Source organism: Pedobacter sp. KBW06, from assembly GCF_003852525.1.
Classification (GTDB): domain Bacteria; phylum Bacteroidota; class Bacteroidia; order Sphingobacteriales; family Sphingobacteriaceae; genus Pedobacter.
In genome coordinates, this window is sequence record NZ_QAJL01000009.1 from 118370 (window position 1) to 137708 (window position 19339).

General features: G+C 39.8%; 13 protein-coding genes. 2 read left to right on the plus strand and 11 right to left on the minus strand.

From position 1 onward, the window contains the following. Positions 1 to 55: 55 nt before the first annotated feature. From DBR43_RS32530 to DBR43_RS32575, 10 genes are all read right to left on the minus strand, one after another. A complete protein-coding gene (locus DBR43_RS32530) occupies positions 56 to 1774 on the minus strand; it encodes a SusD/RagB family nutrient-binding outer membrane lipoprotein (RefSeq protein WP_124587528.1) in 1719 nt (572 codons plus the stop codon). A gap of 38 nt (positions 1775 to 1812) precedes the next feature. Continuing rightward, on the minus strand, positions 1813 to 5127 hold the full coding sequence (locus DBR43_RS32535) for a SusC/RagA family TonB-linked outer membrane protein (protein ID WP_199757187.1): 3315 nt from the start codon (positions 5125 to 5127) through the stop codon (positions 1813 to 1815). A 101-nt stretch (positions 5128 to 5228) separates the two neighbouring features. Beyond that, positions 5229 to 6440, minus strand: a complete 1212-nt coding sequence (locus DBR43_RS32540; RefSeq protein WP_233603313.1) for an ROK family protein — start codon at positions 6438 to 6440, stop codon at positions 5229 to 5231. Positions 6441 to 6591: 151 nt separating this feature from the next. Then, positions 6592 to 8205, minus strand: a complete 1614-nt coding sequence (locus DBR43_RS32545) for a SusD/RagB family nutrient-binding outer membrane lipoprotein (RefSeq protein ID WP_124587529.1) — start codon at positions 8203 to 8205, stop codon at positions 6592 to 6594. A gap of 17 nt (positions 8206 to 8222) precedes the next feature. Next, positions 8223 to 11672: a SusC/RagA family TonB-linked outer membrane protein gene (locus DBR43_RS32550; protein WP_124587530.1), complete on the minus strand. Its 3450-nt coding sequence runs from the start codon at positions 11670 to 11672 to the stop codon at positions 8223 to 8225. 445 nt (positions 11673 to 12117) lie between these two features. Further along, positions 12118 to 13314 (minus strand): signal peptidase I, encoded by a 1197-nt coding sequence (gene lepB / locus DBR43_RS32555; protein WP_124587531.1) that lies wholly within the window; start codon positions 13312 to 13314, stop codon positions 12118 to 12120. A 5-nt stretch (positions 13315 to 13319) separates the two neighbouring features. After that, on the minus strand, positions 13320 to 14060 hold the full coding sequence (gene dapB / locus DBR43_RS32560) for a 4-hydroxy-tetrahydrodipicolinate reductase (RefSeq protein WP_124587532.1): 741 nt from the start codon (positions 14058 to 14060) through the stop codon (positions 13320 to 13322). Between the two features lie 45 nt (positions 14061 to 14105). Continuing rightward, positions 14106 to 14735: a DUF5683 domain-containing protein gene (locus DBR43_RS32565; RefSeq protein ID WP_124587533.1), complete on the minus strand. Its 630-nt coding sequence runs from the start codon at positions 14733 to 14735 to the stop codon at positions 14106 to 14108. Further along, positions 14735 to 15655, minus strand: coding sequence for a ParB/RepB/Spo0J family partition protein (locus tag DBR43_RS32570; RefSeq protein ID WP_124587534.1), 921 nt, complete (start codon positions 15653 to 15655; stop codon positions 14735 to 14737). Before DBR43_RS32570 ends, DBR43_RS32565 begins: the two co-directional genes overlap by 1 nt. 10 nt (positions 15656 to 15665) lie before the next feature. Beyond that, on the minus strand, positions 15666 to 16469 hold the full coding sequence (locus DBR43_RS32575) for a ParA family protein (protein ID WP_124587535.1): 804 nt from the start codon (positions 16467 to 16469) through the stop codon (positions 15666 to 15668). Positions 16470 to 16652: 183 nt separating this feature from the next. Between DBR43_RS32575 and DBR43_RS32580 the strand changes: the two genes are divergently transcribed. Further along, a complete protein-coding gene (locus DBR43_RS32580) occupies positions 16653 to 17174 on the plus strand; it encodes an NADPH-dependent FMN reductase (RefSeq protein ID WP_124587536.1) in 522 nt (173 codons plus the stop codon). A 6-nt stretch (positions 17175 to 17180) separates the two neighbouring features. Here DBR43_RS32580 and DBR43_RS32585 read toward each other — a convergent pair whose 3' ends face one another. Further along, entirely contained in the window at positions 17181 to 17636 is a 456-nt protein-coding gene (locus DBR43_RS32585) for a hypothetical protein (protein WP_124587537.1), read from the minus strand. A gap of 144 nt (positions 17637 to 17780) precedes the next feature. Here DBR43_RS32585 and DBR43_RS32590 point away from each other — a divergent pair, with 144 nt between their 5' ends. Then, positions 17781 to 19313, plus strand: a complete 1533-nt coding sequence (locus DBR43_RS32590; protein WP_317126016.1) for an ABC transporter substrate-binding protein — start codon at positions 17781 to 17783, stop codon at positions 19311 to 19313. Positions 19314 to 19339: the final 26 nt, after the last annotated feature.

Below are 19339 nucleotides of genomic sequence, written 5' to 3' on the forward strand. Positions count from 1 at the left end.
GTCTTTAATAAATAAGGGTGCCACAATGGGCACCCTTAATATAATTATTATAATGTTATTTTTTATCCCACCATACACGGCCGAAGATGTCACTTGGGCCCTGTCCGAAGTCAGGATCTTTTTTCATGTCGTTATAAGCATCAATGATGTTTTGATAATTCAGGTTTGAAACTGTAGGGAAAGGTAAAGCAGCTCTTCTTGGAATTACCTGCTCTGTACCCTGAGCAATTAATTTTTCTAAAGGAAGTACACTTGTGGCATTTGGATAACCTGTTCTTTTATACAATGCCCAAGCTTCACTTGGTTGCTTAAAGAAGTGCAGGTAGGCCTGACAAGCAATCTGATCGATTCCTTTAGCAGGGTTGTAAACTACTGAAGGCTTTGCCAGATAGGCTGTAATTTCTGAAGGCGTAGCCGCTACATAGTTACTTTTGTTTTCTCTATCTACAATCTTAGCTCTGTTTGCCATATCATCATACATCATGATGGAAGCCGTAACTCCTTTATCGTACCAATCTTTTGCCGATTCACCGGTGATTGCACGTGCAGCAAGTTCAGCTCTCATGAAACAAAAGTCAGCATAAGTAACCATTGGGAAAAAGTTAACACCTGTACCGCTATTTTCACCTGCAGCGAACAATTTAGGCTGAAGATTAGACAATGTATCTAAAACAAGAGTTCCCGGAAGACCGTTTGCCTGCGTAACGTTAATCGTTACGCTATTGAAAAATTTCGCAAAATCAGGGGCAGCAGAAGCGTCAGGGCTGGTTGCTACACCATAATAACGTTTAGCGTCATATACCGCATTTGAAGCGATTTTTCCTTGTGCTTTAGCAGCGTCAAAATTGGCTTGAGAAAAGTAGTTAGGCTGATAGAAAAACCTGATCCTTGGATCTGCATTGGTATACATAAAATCTACTACCGGTCTTGGGGCCCTGATGCTCAATACTGACCAGTCACCACCATCAGCGATATTTGAATTAGCTTCAAATGTCCAGCTGTCTGTATTGTCAACCATAAGGTTAGCAGGGGTAGCTAAAACTTCCTGAACCCTTGTTGTCATTTTTGTTGGGTTTCTTTTCATTAAACGCATCGCCATTCTCAAACGGATTGCATTTGCCGTTTTTACCCATTTACTGCTCGATCCTTTGAAGAACAAGTCCTGAGCTCCAAGAGAGGTCTGACCAGCTTCAGGAGTACTGGTTAATTTCAGAATTGCATCTTTTAGCTGTGTATCCAATACATCAAATAACACTTCCTGGGTATCATACTTAGGGGTAAATGTACCTCCATATTTACCTTGAAAAGCCTCATTATAAGCAATACTACCATTGATATCAGAAACATAAAATGCGTAATATGCTTTGACAATAGATGCAATTGCCACCTGATGTACACGTTTTGCCTGTTCTTCAGCCGACATTTGTGAAATGATATGCAATACGTCGGTGAAAGAAGCGCCTATTCCAGGATAGAACATGTTGTACCTTGTGTTCTTCAGGTTACCTGACTCCGTCACAAATGAGACACCATTTCCTGTTAGCGGCGTTGCCATCTGCATCCATGGCATAATTCCACGCACGTTATCATAATACCATTCTGAACGTTCATTGTTCATCCGGATGGAAGCATTCATGAATTGTTGTTCAGGAGTAATCTTGTCAAGCAATGAAGGATCTGTATTCAGTTCCACAAATTTCTCCTTTTTACAGGATGATATTGAGATGCATGCAAAGGCTACTATCCCTATCCATGCTTTATATTTTGTTTTCATCTTAATTTCTTTTAAAAAATATTTTACAAACTCAGGTTCTATAGACTTGCTTTAATTGAAAGCGCAAATGTGCGGGTATACGGAGCACCTCCATATTCAGCAAATGCACCCGGGCTATTTGAGAATAACGATTCCGGATTGATATGATCTGGAAGACTGTTATAAATATAAGTCAGGTTTCTTGCGATAAAGCTTAGATTCACTCTGTTGAATTTCATTTTATCTGTAAATCTTTTTGGCAAGGTATAGCCTACTGAAACTTCTCTTAATGCCACCCAGTTGTTCTCGAACGTAGAGTATTCCCTGATTCCTGTAGCCCACTGCGTTAATCTTGCATAGTGAACACGTGCACTAACTGGTTGAATTAATCCTTTTCCAACTGCGTCAGCAAAGGTAGTACCACCTACATTTACATTATTGATGATTGTTCCGTCAGCAAAAATACCTTCAGGAATGATACCATCATTAAATGAATTTCCAGCAGCATCTTTTCTTAGTACGCCTCCATGATCTGCAGAACGGCCAGGTAGCGTGCTTTGGAATACTCCAAAGTTAGAGCCATACTGGTGAGTTCCTGAAGCCATCATACCACCTACTTTTGCATCAATCTGGAAACCAAGGTTAAAGTCTTTATATCTGAAACTGTTGATGGAACTTGCAGTAAATTTCTCCATCATACTACCTAATTTTTTATTTCCCTGACCTGCGTCACCACTTCTCCAGTAGCTACCATTGGCTTTTAACATCTTTTGTCCATTACGTGGATCATCGATATTATTACCTTGTGCATCTTTAGCCTGATAAGAAGCAAAACCGTATCCTGTATAAATGGTTCCGTATTCTTCTCCTTCGATGGCCACAGAAGACATATCAGCACCAAAAGCATTCGCTAATGTTACACTTGTTACACCTGGTGCAAGTTTAATGACCTTATTTCTGTTGCGGGCAAAATTTAATGTACTGTTCCACTCAAAATCTTTCGTCTTAATAGGTGAACCATTGATCAAAATCTCGATACCTTGATTCTGTATATTTCCGGCATTAATCAACTGTTTGTCTACACCACTTTCTCCAGGAACCTGTAGCGCAAGGACTTGATTGAATGTGTTTTTTCTGTAAAATGATGCGTCAATACCAATACGGTCATTCAGGAAACGCATTTCTGTACCAATTTCAAATTCTTTGGTCAGCTCATTCTTAAGGTTAGGATTTCCTTTAACAAATTCACTGTAGCCATAGCGTGGCATTTCAATATCCTTCGCATCTTTATAAGTACCGATGAATTTATATAAGCCTCTGCTCGTTTCATAAGGATTGGTTCCAAGGCCGGTATGACCATAGTTGGCTCTCAGCTTTCCATAAGAAAGGAATCCTAATCCCGGTACATTTTTCAATGACTCGGAGAAAATATAAGCCAAACCTACTGAAGGATAAAGGTAACCATAGCTACCTGTACCATTTGGATAGGTTAACGTTGAAGACCAATCGTTACGAAGACTTACATTCAATGTCAACATGTTTTTATAGGAAATATCACCATAAGCATATACCGCGTCAGTACGCTGACTACCGTCAAGTGAGTTCTCGGTGATTAGTGTCTTTACAGAATTACCCAAGAAGAATTTACCTGGATCTTTTAAACCGCCATCGGTTCTGGTATAGGTTGTATTCTTTCCAAAATCACTTGTGGTTTCTCCACCCAAGCTAAGGTTAAAATCAAAATTGTCATTGATCTTACGACTTGCATTCAGCAAAAACTGTAATCTGGTGCTTCTCTGATCAGATTGCCCCGATCCATATTCGCCGCCTGTGAATCCTACTCCATCACCGATATTTTTCACTTCTCTTATGGTATTCACCTGATTAAGTGTTCCCCTAACCATCGCGTTCAACCAAGGTGTGATGTTAGCCGTAACTTCCACATTCCCCCTGAAATTGTTCTCTTTTTGTCTGTTCTTTTTAGTATATAAATCATACCAGAAAGACGACAATCCATAAGGATCCGCAGCATCTCTTAAGCGGCCGCCATTTACTTCATCTCTGTAATGGTTCATCCAGTATTTTGTATCATAGCTTCTTGGATTCGCATAAGTTAAAGCAAATAAAGGACTGCTATTGTTAGACTGGTTAATTGGATTCAAAACATTACTAACGGTATAGTTTACACCTGCATCAATAGTAAAGATTTTACCGATTTTTCTTGACCCTCTAAAATCTACCGCATCACGGTCAAACTTATTATTAGGTAAGATTCCTTTGTTAGCCATCTTGGTATAAGACAATCTAAAGTTTCCATCTTCATTGGCACCTTGAAATGCCAAATTTGAATTGCTATAGATTCCGTTATTATAAGCATCTAAAATATTATTCGGCTGAGCATTCCATTTGATGATACGTCCATCAATATCTTTAACCTCTGAGCCGTCATATTTTGGACCAAAGCTCCAGAAATAATTGGCTTTATCCACTTGCTGCATTCCACTTGCATCCTTGGTAAAAGTTGGGGTTATACCACCTCCGAATTCATTTTGAAGATCGAAAGTACGGTAAACTTCTTCCACAGTTTGTGTATGAGAAAATGAAATTCCCAGACCTTGTCCTGATTTACCTTTCTTTGAAGTAATTAAAAGCACACCGTTCTGAGCTCTAGAACCATATAGTGAACTTGCCGCAGCACCTTTTAATACGGTAATGCTTTCATAATCATCCGCATTTAAGTTTTTCATAATGTTACCAAAATCCTGAGGACTGTTTCCATAAGAGTCTGCACCAGTTACACCTGGCTGAATCAATACTCCGTCAATCACAACCAATGGTTGTGTATTCTGGCTTAGAGAAGCATTTCCTCTGATCCTGATTCTTGAAGAAGACTGAGGTCCACCGGCACCCATGTTAATCACCACACCCGCAACTTTACCATTTAGTGCATTCACCAAATTCGGCTCATTTGCACGGGTAAGGTCATCACCTTTAACTTCCTGAATTGAATAACTTAGTTTTCTTGTTTGTTTTCTAACACCAAAACCCGTTGTTACCACCACTTCATTTAAGGTTTGGTTGTCTTCTTCCAAAGTAACATTGATACTCTTCTTATCCCCTACGGTAATTTCCTGAGTAACATAACCAATCAGTGATATTCTCAAAACACTTGCAGGTCCCACAGCAATAGAGAAATTTCCGATTTCGTTAGTTGCGGTTCCATTTTTGGTACCTTTTTCATTCACAGAGACCCCTGGCAATGCCTGTCCCCGATTATCTTTCACTGTCCCCGTAAAAGATTTTTGAGCGTAAGACCCTATTGCAGAACAAGTCAGCAACAGCATCCAAAAACACTTCAGGTAAAATTGTTTCATCTTTTTTGATTTAATTGTTAGAATTTAAGTTAATTGATTGGTTTGCGTGTATTCTTTAAAAGGTTTTAGCATATCCCTAAACTAAAACACTTTGCTATATTTTAATTAAAATTACAATTCTCGACAACCAGTGTTGCTGCCCCTAACAGCCCTGATTCTGTAGATATCTCCGAAACCTGAATATCGGTGTATTCTGCCAGTCTTGGAATACAAAACTCATTGATTGCCTGCTGAATAGGAGCCATTAATATCTTCCCTGCAGTAGCCCCCCTGCCACTCAAAACAATCAGTTTTGGATTAATAATATGGATCAGCGTCGCCAGTCCTTTTCCAATCAAAAAAGCGGCATCCGCAAGAATTGAAACTGCTAAAGGATCCCCCGCTTTTGCTGCTTCCAGAAAATGATCACCTGGCAACCTTGTTTCATCAAGGAACAGATGCTCGAGACTTGAGCTTACTCCTGAAGCAATTTGCGATTTTGCCCTTTCGACCAAAATCAACAAGGAAGTATCTACCTCCAAACAGCCTCTTTTACCACATGAACACAATTTGTTACTTTGAGAAAGCGGTATATGGCTGAATTCACCAGCATATCCACTATGTCCTCTGAACAAACTACCATTGATCACCATTCCAAGTCCGATTCCCCAGCCGATATTGACTACCATTACGTCTTTAAGTCCTTTTCCAGCACCGAATTTCAACTCGGCTAAGGCGATGATACTGGAATCATTGTCAATGAATACCGGAAGGCCAAGTTCTTTGGTCAGGTGGTTTTTCAGGTTGCCATCTCCTTTTATCTTAAAAAAAGTATGGTTTATTCCATGTTCAGCGTTGACGAATCCAGGCATTCCTATACCGACGCCTAAAATTTCCTCGTTTGAAATCCCTGAACTTAAGATATACTCCTTCAAGAATTCTACCAGCGCTTTCGTACTTTCCTGGTCATCCTTAAGTGATAATCGTCGAATTTCTGGTTCAGTTTTCACCTGATTCAGTAAGTCATAGATCACCACCTGAGTAACCAGCTGGTCCATTGCGACTGCAATTATGTATCTTTGTTTTTGTTGATTTAAAAGGAAGGTAAGCGCCCTTCGACCTCCTGTGGAAGGGGCAAGACCATGCTCAAGGACATAGCCTTCAGCCATCAGGTCATTTACGGTCGTCGTCACTAAAGGCAAGCTCTTATGAGTGAGCTTACTTAACTCCATTAAGGTGAGCATATCATTATAATACAGATGCTTAATCACCTCTCTACGGAGTTGATGGTATTTTTTCTTTGTGGCGGTCACATGATTAGGTTTGTTGATCAAACTTAAAATATTTTTATGACAAATGCGAGTAACTTATTAATTTTTTTTTAAGTACACCAAAGAAACATTAAATAATAAAAATCGAAGCATACCTAAAAGAGGATTAAAAACCCCGGATCGTCTATTCAGATCCAGGGCTTTTAAGATAAGGCTAAGGCATCCAGTATACCTTATTTAGCGCCTGGGCATTTTGATCTGCCCCACCAGTTGCATTTTTCCAATTTGCATTGTTGTTCACACTTTCTTCATTTGGATATGGAAGTTTATTGACCCTGTAAGTAGGATTAAAAGAAGGATCTTTTGGTGTTAGCCCTGTCCGTCTTACAATTGACCAGGCCTCTGCAGGCTGGAACATGGTAGCCAGCCAGGCCTGGGTTGCAATCTTAGTCAATGCATCATTATCATTCCCACCGTTATAGAGTACTGCAGGATTACTTAAAAGAGCGGTCATTTGTAAAGCTGTTGGTGGTATTGGTTTGATCAACCATGCTTTAGAATTATTTGCATAAGCATACCAGAAATTAACGGAGGAAGTAATCCCTGCTTCATACTCTGTTTTAGCTAAACTCGTATTTTTGCCCACCCCCATTCCTCTTTGATAGATTTCTGCTTTCAGGAAATGAACATCAGCCTCTGTAATGATCAGGTAAGGAAAGTAAATCTGATCATAGATCGTAAAGAAATTAAAGCTGGCAAATTTGTTCCCGGGATCCGATCCAATTGGCCTTCGGCTCGGACTTCCGTCATTTTTATAAGGTTCACCACCTTCACTTTCCGAACCATTCTGAAGCTGTGGAACCCACTGATCAGCATTATTGGTTTGAAAGAAAATAAAACATCTTGGATCATAAATACCCGCTCCGGAGGGTGCATCAGAACTTGACATCTTATTCCAAACATTTTTGCTCATCCGGATATTGGAAACAGAGGTCTCTCTGAAAGTGTACCACTGGCGTTCTGTTGAAATTCCAGGAGAAACAGAACCTGGCCAGAAACCAAAATTACTTTTTTCCAGTTTAGCAACATCCTGATTGTTGGGTAAAAGCTGATTTCCTCCTATAATATCATTGATAATCTCTGAAGCCAGAGCTTGCTCTTTATTATACAAACGGACAGCGTAGCGCAATCTCAATGAATTTCCAAATTTCTTCCAGGCATCAAAATCACTATTTAAAAAAGATTCAGAAGCGCCAATACTCGTTTGGCCCCCAGCGCTGTTAATTCCGTTCACTGCAGTCTTCAGATCTGCCAGGACACTCTTATAAATGTCAGCTTCTTTGTCGTAAACAGGACGATAGAATTCTATACCGGTATCTCCTAAACCTGCTTGAGTATAAGGAATACTTCCATAATAGTCGAGCATATGTAAAGTCTTCGAAGCGATCAGAATCGTAGCCATGTGTTTCACATTATCAAATTCTGCCGGATTGGCCTCTTGTGTGATTCGCTTTAGCAAAGAGCGATAATTTTTTAAACTTGGATAATATTTATTCCAGAAGCTGGAACTATAATTTAAATATGGTGTAATCTTATTTTGCACTGCCTGTTGATTCGTAGAGGAGTAAAACAGGCTGATGTAAAGCGTATTGTCCTCATCTGTCACAGATTTCGCTAATCCATTAAATAGTCCCGCTACAGTTTGGGTTTCGACACCTGCTTCATTATATGGCCTGTTGATTTCTTCAAATCCTTTTTTACAGGCCAGGCTACCAGTAATCGTCCAGAAAACCAGCATACCATATATTATTTTTTGATTAAGTTTCATTTTGAATAAGTTTAAGACTAGAATGATGATTTAACAGATAATCCAAATGACCTCACGCGTGGAATAGATGAGAACTCAATTCCCTGCATATTACCAATCCCATTTACGCCTTCCGGATTTAATCCTTTAGGGATGCTGGTATAGATGTAAAACAAATCGCGACCAATTAATGACACGCTCAGGTTCTGAATAAACTTTGTTTTTTGGATCACTGTTTTCGGCACCTGATAAGTCAGGGCTACCTCTCTCAATTTAACCCAGGTATTTTCGAAAACTGAAGCTGAACGCGGCACCCCAATATGGTTCCATGAGGCATAAGTTCCCAGATAATACCATGCCGGATTCACTACATTTGTATTTGGTGTTCCGTCAGCATATACCCCTCCAAAGCTAATTCCTGTGTTCGCGGTTGTGCCATCCGGATATGTCAACGGCAAACCTCCGCCATTACGCTCTTTTACTGTTTCTTCGAGCAATCCATTCCCCATTGCTGCAGCATAAGTTCCAAAAAAGGTATCTCCGCCAATTTTTGCATCAATCATTGCATATAATGAAAGGTTCTTATAACGAAAAGTATTACTGATTCCACCTGTTAAAAATGCCTGAGAATTACCAATCGGAACCTGATCTGGGGTCAGGACCCATTGTGTTCCCGCCACTCTTTCGACACCATTAACTGTGTAAGTCAGCTTTTGTCCATTTGCCCCTATTGCATCCTTCACCACTTTCTGTCCATTCAGATAGGTAAAGTCTTTGCCATAGAGTGTTCCATAATTGTCTCCCACATTCACTCTTTGAGAAATCCCGTTTCCTTCAAAAAATGTACCCAGTTGGAGGTTGTCATTCCCGGGATCCAGCGCAAGTACCTTAGTACTTGAATGCGCACCATTCACGGCTACGCTCCAGGAGAAATCTCTGTTCGCTATAGGCCTTGCATTAATGATGAATTCCAGTCCTTTATTCCCCAATGAGCCTCTGTTGATCTGAACTTCATTAAAACCCGAGGAAATAGGTAAGGCATTGGTTAAGATCTGATTAAACGTTTTCATGCTGTAAGCAGAAAGCTCTACATTAATCCGGTTCTTTAAAAAGCCTAAATTTAAGCCCAATTCGTATGCCCTGGAGCGTTGAGGCTCTATATTATTCGCTTTTAATTTCAATGGATAGGTCTGTGCAGCCTGTCCGTTATAGGCTTCAGTCGTGATAATGTTATGAATGGAATAAGGATCAGTATCACTGCCAGTCTCTGCATAAGAAAAGGTAATTTTACCCAGACTCAACCAAGGTGCAGCGGTATCCAAACCTTTAATACCCTCTGAAAAGACATAACTTAAATTTGCGGAAGGATAAAAATAAGAATTCGAGCCATCCTGGAGTGTAGAAGACCAGTCATTACGTCCTGTTACCTGTAAGAAAAGATAATCTTTGTAAGACAGGTCAAGGAAGCCAAATGCGGAATTTATTTTTCTTCTATATCTCACTTCAGGAACATAATTATCAAAGGATTCTATTTTAGATCCATTGTTAATGGCAAAAACAAAAGGTTTAATAAAATCCCCATTGGTACGGCTGCTGACCATATAATCGTTTCTATAGTAAGATTCAACTCCTCCGGTTAAACTTCCATTGATAGACTTGTCGAATAAGTTTTCCTTATGCAATCTGAAAAGCGCACTTAAATTCCTGTTCAGACTCTTGGCAAGTGATTCTTTATATGCACCAACCGTACCCTGAATATTCTTAGGGTATTCTCTGATTTCAGTCACATCATTGGAGTTATCCACACCACCCTGAGCAGTAAGGTTAAGCCAATCAGTAAGATCAGCTGTTATTTTCATTCCGCCTATTAACTGATTTCTATTAAAATTGGTATTGTTCTTATAAATGTTCCAGAAGGAATTGGCCATATAAGAATAATAAGGGTACTGAACGGTACTTCCGGGAAAATTAGCCTTGGAATTCACATCTCTTTGAGAGCCATTTAAAGCGAAGTCATTCATTTCTTCTACATCTGATCTGAAATCACGGGTAGCAGCATAGGAAAATCCAGCAAGGTAATTACCTGAGCCAATCGGCGGCGTATTTAAGCGTTCAAAATTCACATAGCTTCCGGTAACTTCTGCGGAGACTTTTTTACTCACTTTGATGGTTGAACCAATATTGAAGGTATTCGATCCAAAATTACTATTGAGGGTATTTGCTTTGGTATAATCGCGGGTATAGGAGAACCGCGCTGTTCCAAAATCCCCGCCGCCTGAGATTGCCACGTTATGCTGAGACACGTTTCCGTCTGGAAAATAAGGTTTCCAATTGTCTGGTTGCGCAGAGTATGGCCTTAGCACACCATCGTACCACAAAACCGGCTGGTTATCAAATTTTGGTCCCCAGGATAATCCGCTGGGAAACGAAAACAGGTCCCAGGCCTGAACACTGTTGTTGTATGGCAACATGCCATATGCACCTGTTTTATAATCTCCCGCTGCATAGGTTCCGGTATAGGTTCCAATCTGGTAGCGCTGTCCTGCCCCGTTGGTTGGAAACTGCTTTCCCTGATCGGCAGTCCACAATGAACCCACAAGACCAGAACCATATTCGTTTTGAAAATTCAGGAATTCGTAGGCTTTAGTTGACCTTACAGCATAAGAATAATCTACTCCGAGTCCATCTCTTTTTTCCCCTTTTTTCCTGGTGATCAGAATCACACCATTGGCACCCCGCGCGCCGTAAAGTGCCGCCGCTGCCGGTCCTTTCAATACAGTAATGTCTTCGATATCTTCAGGATTAATAAAATTCATTCCTGTGCCCCAGTCGTTATAAGCAGCGACATCGGCCCCCTGCTTCGTTCCTGAAGCGCCACCGCCTCCATTATTTGGACCACTGTTCAGCGGATCATTATTAATTGCAACTCCATCTACGATAATTAAAGCACGGTTTTCTCCTGTAAGGGAGGTGTTTCCACGAACAACAATTCTTGAGGAACCACCTTCAACTCCACCTGAAGCCTGGCTAATATTTAGACCAGCTACTTTACCCATTAAACCCTGCGCTATAGTTGGTGCCTGAGCGACATTCAGATCTTTGCCCTTTACACTCTGTGCAGAATAGCCCAGAGATTTTTTATCTTTTTTTAGCCCTAATGCGGTCGTAATGGTAACTTCTGTCAACGTAGTTTCGTCATTTGCAAGTGTTACGGTCACCGTTCCCGAGTTACCTACCGTGATTTGTTTCGTCACCAGTCCGATTGAACTGAAACTTAAAACCTCTCCGGCAGTGGCAGTAATCGCAAAATTACCACCTCCATCTGTAGAAGTTCTGATTTGGGTTCCTTTGACAGTAACTGTTACCCCTGGTAAGGGCTGGCCCTGCTGATCAATTACCTTACCGGTAATCTTAGTCTGGGCATAAGTTGTCGCTGCCATGAGGCAACACAACAAAATGCTAAAGCATTTTAAGTACAATTGTTTCATAATGGTTTAGGTTAGTTGAAAGACTGCGTTTTAAATAGTTGATACTCTATGTTTATTAATTGAATTCACAATTTCCTAAATACAAGCATACCGACCTGTCGGCAACATTTTTTTCAAACTCCACACATTAATGCTTGTAGTTCCCTTAATCTGTTCAATGTGGTAAGTGTCAGCGCCCTACCTTCCCCCGAAAAAGATGAGATTCCCTGTTCTCATCCTAACATTGTAACACGATTGTAATATTTGGTTATATAAACTTAATTTTATTTTTTCAAAAAAAATAGAACTTTTTAATTTTATTTTTAAGTTACACCAACTTTTATTTTAAAAAATCAAATAATAGCCATTTTATATAGCGATAACGAGGTTATTTGCTGAAATTTTTATCAAAAAAAAAAGCGGATGATGCTACTGCATCATCCGCTTTTAACCTGATAATTAGAGGTTAATGTATTCCTTTAAGTAATCTGTTCCACCTGATTTTACTGAAGAAAGATCCATTAGTATCATAACTCATCCAGATAAATAACGCTTTTCCAACAATATGATCTTCAGGAACAAAGCCCCAATAGCGCGAATCTGCAGATTTATGGCGATTATCTCCCATCATCCAATAGTAATTCATTTTAAAAGTATAGCTATCGGCAGCAACGCCGTTAATCAACCAGCCTTTACCTGATTTCTCTACCTTATTTCCTTCGTAAATACGGATACTTCTTTCATAAAGAGGCATTGTCGCACTATCCAGTTTCACCGTCCAACCTCTCTTAGGAAGAATGATCGGACCAAAATTATCTACATTCCAATTTCTGTTCGGATCATAAGGAAAAATATCTCCATCTCTTTTCTGATCAACTTCTGTCAATTCTTTTACTGATTGGACAAAGTCCAGTTTGCGAACTTTTTCCATCATCGGTTCTGTACCGGTAAACTGGTAAGAATTCTGGCTCATTGGAGAGATCTCTTCAGAAACATTAAAGCCCATATCCTCAAAAACGCTAAAATTAACATCCTGAGTTTTAAACACGACTTCGTATCCGATTTGCCCGGTATTTTTTAACTTCTCCGGTTTTCCATTCAGGTACACCAATCCGTTTTTCATACTTACCGTGTCACCTGCTATTCCGATGCATCGTTTAATATAATTCTCTCTTTTATCTACCGGGCGACTAACAATCGTAAACTGACTGTTAACCTGTTTCCAGCCCAATGATCTAACCATTTGGTAATAATCCTGGTCCTGATATTCCAGTGCTACGGTATCTCCCTGAGGGTAGTTAAACACGACAACATCATTTCTTTTAATATCAGATAGTCCTGGTAATCTACGGTATTTCCATTCTACGCCATCCCAGTAAGCTTTTGTACCGGTGATCGGCATGGTATGGTGTGCAAAAGGAAAAGCAACCGGAGTCATAGGAATTCTCGCTCCGTAATTCACTTTACTGACAAACAAAAAGTCGCCCACCAACAATGACCGCTCCATAGAAGCCGTTGGTATGGTATAGGCTTCAATAAAAAACACCCTGATGATCGTCGCTGCTATTACCGCAAATAAGATGGCATCAAACCATTCCCGGCTTTTAGTTTTTTTCTTTCTTGGCTTGGCATCATTGTTCTTTTGCCAGAATTTCCAATTCATAATCTTTATTTAAAATTAAATATATCGGCTATATTATAAAAGCCTTGTTTATTTTGCAACCACTCCGCTGCAACTATAGCACCCAAAGCAAAACCTGCACGACTATGTGCGGTATGTTTCAATTCAATATCATCCACCTCAGAACTATACACGACGGTATGTGTTCCCGGCACATTTTCAATTCGATGTGATTCTATCAGCACCTGTTCTTTTTTGATGACATCTTCAAAAGGACTTCCGACCAATTCGTTCACCCATTCTGTCTTGCCATCCAGCTCTTCAATGATTCCTTCAGCAATTGTCATTGCAGTCCCACTGGGAGAGTCCAGTTTTTGGGTATGGTGAATTTCTTCCACCTGCACATCATAAGCAGGGAAGTTACTCATCAGTTTTGCCAAGACTTTATTCACATGAAAGAAGATATTCACTCCTATGCTAAAGTTTGATCCATATAACAAGGTATTGTTACTGCTCAAACATTCATTTTTCACCTCCTGTAGTTGTCCATACCAACCTGTAGTTCCCACAACAATTGGAAGGTTAGCCTCAAAACAGGCATAAATATTACCTATAGCCGCATCGGGAGCACTAAAGTCAATCGCGACATCAGCCTTAGAGAGATTAGCCTTATTCAGATCATCGAGGTTATCTGCGCTAATTTTTAAAACGACTTCATGACCTCTTTCCAGTGCAAAACGTTCAATAATTTGCCCCATTTTACCATAACCCAATAATGCTACTTTCATCGTTGCTTCTATTTGTATTTTCGTCTTTATTTAATAAAATCTGTTTTAAAAACTGAGCGTAACCTTGAATCCGGGTGCCGCTGTATTTAAGCCATACATCGTATTGGTATTCATATTGATCACCGTTGGTGAAAATTTAACCGCTACATCCCCCACATCAAAATATTTTAATCTTGCATCAATATATGCCTCTACCACATTCAGAAGGTACAGGCCAACAAAAGAGAAGATAATGATTTGCTTGTTTCTCTTGTAAAGATCTTTGGCATTCACCAGGCCTTGTTCCTCGACTGATCTATAGAGTTGATTCTGACGCAGGCCTTTATTTTCCAAACGGTAATTCAGCTCATCGAGGACCTCATGATAACTCTTATTATTATCGATAAAAGAAATGGTGAGTAATGTTGCACCAGTATAGATTCCGGCTACTTTTAATCCTCTATAGAAGGTGAATCCATTTCTGATCTGCCCAAGCCCCGGGAGCATTGCAGAACGGAGCATTGCCCGGCGACCGGCTATTTTACCAGGATTTATATATTTTGGTTTTAAGGTGTCTACCTTTTTTTCGACCGGCTTTAAGGCCGTGCTGTCTTTCTTATTGACCAATACTTCCTGCGATTTAACCGCAAAAGAAGTAAGCATCAATAACACCGACAACAGGAAAATCTTTGACATTACCAATCCAATAATTCTAAAATTCTGCTCAGGTCATCCTCAGACATAAAAGGAATTTCAATTGCTCCCTTACCATTCTCTCCTACTTTGAGTTTCACTTTAGTTGCAAATTTAGATGCCAGATCCTTCTGTAATTTCTGATATTCGAAAGACACCCCTTTAGGTTGTCGTTGAAACTTAGATTTGACTTCAACACTGTTGATGCTTCTTACCAATTCTTCAACCTTTCTAACGGAAAGCCCTTTATCAATAATTTCCTGATGGATAAAAAGTTGTTTATCGACTTCTTCAACATTGATCAATGCACGGGCATGTCCCATGGAGATCTTTTGATCGCGGATCGAGATCTGAATTACTGGTGGCAGTTTCAGCAGGCGAAGGTAATTGGTTACCGTAGTTCGGTTTTTACCTACACGTTCTCCTAATTGCTCCTGTTTCAAATTACACTCCTCCAGCATTCTTTGAAAACTCAGTGCTACCTCAATGGCATTCAGGTTTTCACGCTGGATATTTTCGATAAGCGCCATCTCCAGCATTTGCTGGTCATTGGCACTCCGTACATAGGCGGGAATTTCAGTCAACCCAGCCAATTTGGAAGCGCGTAATCTTCGTTCACCTGAGATCAGCTGGTATCTGTTTCCAGTCTGTTTCCGCACGGTAATCGGCTGGATCAGTCCCTGAATTTTGATGGATTCTGAAAGTTCAATTAAAGCAACCTGATCAAACTCCGTGCGCGGCTGGAAAGGGTTGGTATCAATATCAGAGATTTTGATATTCCCAATAGCACTATTATTGCCGGTTTCCTGCCTGGTTTCGCTTACAGGGTTAACTCCATTTTTTGGTGGATTAACCGAGTCGCTGTCATCTAAAAGCGCACTCAACCCTTTACCTAAACCTGTTTTTCGCTGAAAAGATGTCATTAAGATAATTTTATATAATTGCTGTATTTACATCCTGCACTTCTTTTACCAATCCGTTTTTACGGACGATTTCCCGTGCCAGGTTCAGATAGTTAATCGCCCCTTTACAATTTGCATCGTGCATAATTACAGAAATCCCATAACTAGGCGCTTCACTCAGACGGGTATTTCTTTGGATGATCGTTTCAAATACCAGGTCTTGAAAATGGGTTCTTACTTCCTCTACTACCTGATTTGACAAACGTAAACGAACGTCATACATCGTCAGTAAAATACCTTCGATTTCCAATGCAGTATTTAAACGGTTTTGAACAATTTTAATTGTATTCAATAATTTCCCCAGTCCTTCAAGAGCGAAGTATTCACACTGAACAGGGATAATCACTGAATCTGCCGCAGTAAGCGCATTGATGGTGATTAAACCCAGAGAGGGTGAGCAATCAATGATGATAAAATCATACTGATCTTTAATTTTCTCCAGAACGGCCTTCATTTTATATTCCCTGTTGTTCAGATTGATCATCTCAATCTCTGCACCGACCAGGTCGATGTGAGCAGGCAAAAGATCTAAATTGGGAGTTTCGGTTTTCTGTATGGCATCCATCGGCTCGATATCATTAATGATACACTCGTAGATGCTGTTTTTTATACTTCTTGGATCAAAGCCAATACCAGAGGTAGAGTTTGCCTGAGGATCTGCGTCAACCAATAAAGTTCTGTATTCCAGTACGGCTAAACTTGCGGCTAAGTTTATAGATGAAGTAGTTTTACCCACACCACCTTTTTGATTTGCCAATGCAATAATTTTACTCATTTATCTTTTTAATAATTACCAATTATTTACTGAAGGCTTGCTGTTTACTTGATTTAAGTCTATAAAAAATGCTATTTTTGTATTGATTCAGGCACATTTTAATGATTAGCTAAGATACAAACAATTTGACACATACGGCATATAGGTCATAAGTGTTTTACACATCTTATTAACAATTTATACATGGTAACTATCATCTCAGGAACAAACAGACCTGGAAGTAATACGCTTAAAGTAGCAAAATATTATCAGAAAGTACTGTCAGAAAAAGGATTGCAAGCAAATATATTTAGTCTGGAGCAGTTACCTGAGACCTTGATTTCTTCAGATTTGTATGGAAAAAGAAGCCAGGAATTCGAGCCGATTCAGGAATTAATGACCAAAACAAGTAAATTTTTATTCATCATTCCAGAATACAACGGGAGTTTCCCCGGAGTACTTAAAACTTTTATTGATGCCTGTCAGTTTCCGGAGAGTTTTTACGATAAAAAGGCTGCTTTGGTAGGCATTTCTTCCGGAAAATACGGCAATATAAGAGGAATTGACCATTTTGGTGGAGTCTGCAGCTATCTACATTTGAATGTTTTGCCGCTAAGAATTCATGTTTCCGCCATTAAAATGGAGCTGAACGAACTGGAAGACTTTTTCAAGGAAGACACCTTAAAGTTCACGAATCAGCAAATGGATAAATTTATCGCATTCTAAAATGCGCTAAACCCCAAAGCTGCTCCAGTTTTTACCTTCATTTCCAAAAACAAAATATCCCGGATATAACATCTCTGCGATATCTTCCAGTAAGGAGACCATTTCCTGAGGGTTTTTAGCTGCAACGGCCTGATCATCCAAAATATATACCCTGTTGTATTCTACCGCAGGCCATTCTTTACTCAATAGAGAAGGTAAAAGTCCCATCATTTCCAGCATACTGGCATCCTTTTCTGCGTAAATCAAAACTCTTGCCTGATTAACATCCTCCTGTAAAATACCTCCTGCATCATTAATGATTCCTTCAAATTCGCGGTTTAAATGGTTCTCCGTATCCAGGCAAGCAACGGTTACTGGTTCCATAAATTTTATTTTATGCTGAATAAGATCCACACGCTCCTGAAGTTCTTCACTCAACACTTCATTCTCCACCTTATTTATAACCGCATTTAAAAAAGACATATTGATTTATTTATTACTTTGTGCAAAATTAGTATTCCTACACTGATGCATCGTATTATAACACATATTTTTTGCGGATTATTACTTCTGGGCATTATATCTTGTACAAACAGCGGCTCTGACAAAGAGAAAAAGGTGTTTAACATGAATCTTGATCAAAACCTTACTTCTCTTGATCCGGCATTTGCAAGGAATCAGAACGCGCTCTGGATGGTCAACCAGATTTTCAATGGATTGGTACAGATAGACAGTAATTTAAATACGCTTCCCTGTATTGCAAAAAGCTGGAAAATATCTGATGATGGTATGGACTACACCTTTAACCTCAGGACTGATGTTTATTTCCACGATGACCCTACTTTTCCCGGTGGAAAGGGAAGAAAAGTAATCGCTTCGGATTTTGTATACAGTTTTAACCGGCTGATAGACCCTAAAGTTGCCTCTTCAGGAAGCTGGATCTTTAGTGATAAGGTAAAAGACATTCATAACTTTATCGCCATAGACGATACGACCTTTCGCATTAAACTAATTAAACCTTTTCCCCCATTTCTCAGTTTACTGACGGCGCAATACTGCTCGGTAGTCCCGGAAGAGGTGGTAAGTCATTATGGAAAGGATTTCCGCAGCCATCCAATAGGTACCGGTCCTTTCAAATTCAGGTACTGGAAAGAAGATGAGGTCCTGGTAATGGTAAAAAATGAAAAGTACTGGGAGAAAGAAGCAGGTCAGACTTTACCCTTTCTGGATGCAGTGAAAGTCACTTTCATCAGCGATAAGCAAAGTGCATTCATGAATTTCATCAAAAAAGAACTTGATTTCTTTGACAAAGTTGACGGCAGTTACCGTGACGACATTTTAACCAAAAGCGGGAATATGACCAGCAAATACAAGGGGAAATTCAAGCTCCGGAAGGGCGCTTACCTCTGCACCGAATACGCTGGATTCCTGGTAGATACATCTAAATCTATCGCTAAGAATTCGCCGTTAAAATATAAAAAAATACGACACGCGATTAATTATGCCATCGACAAACCTAAGTTGATTAAATACCTTAGAAACAGCATCGGAATTCCTGCGACTTCAGGTTTTATCCCTCAGGGGATGCCTGGTTTTGACAGCACCGCAGTAAAAGGATATCACTACGAGCCAGAAAAGGCAGCAAGATTATTGACTGAGGCTGGATTTCCAAATGGAAAAGGAATGCCGCAGATCACCCTGAGTACTTCTACAACTTATAAAGACCTCATGGAGTTTATTCAGGGAGAACTGAACGCGATTGGAATAAAAGTAAAAGTCGATGTGAGCCCTAATGCGAGTTTAAGAGATATGATGTCTAAAAATGCAGTAAACTTCTTCAGGGGTTCCTGGATTGCAGATTATGGTGATGCAGAGAACTACCTTGCAATGTTTTACTCCAAGAATAAGGTTCCGGATGGCCCTAACTATACGGGATATTTCAACAAAGATTTTGACCGCTTGTTTGAAAGCAGTTATTATGAAAATGATCCAAAGAAGCGCTTCCTTTTGAATCAGAAAATGGACAGAATGGTGATCGAATATGCGAATATTGTTCCTATACTATACGATCAGTCGATTGTCATGACCCAAAACAACATCAGCGGATATCCGCTAAATCCATTAAATCTGATGATTCTGAAAACGGTAAAGAAGAAATAATAAAGGCCTTTATTATTTCAGACAGG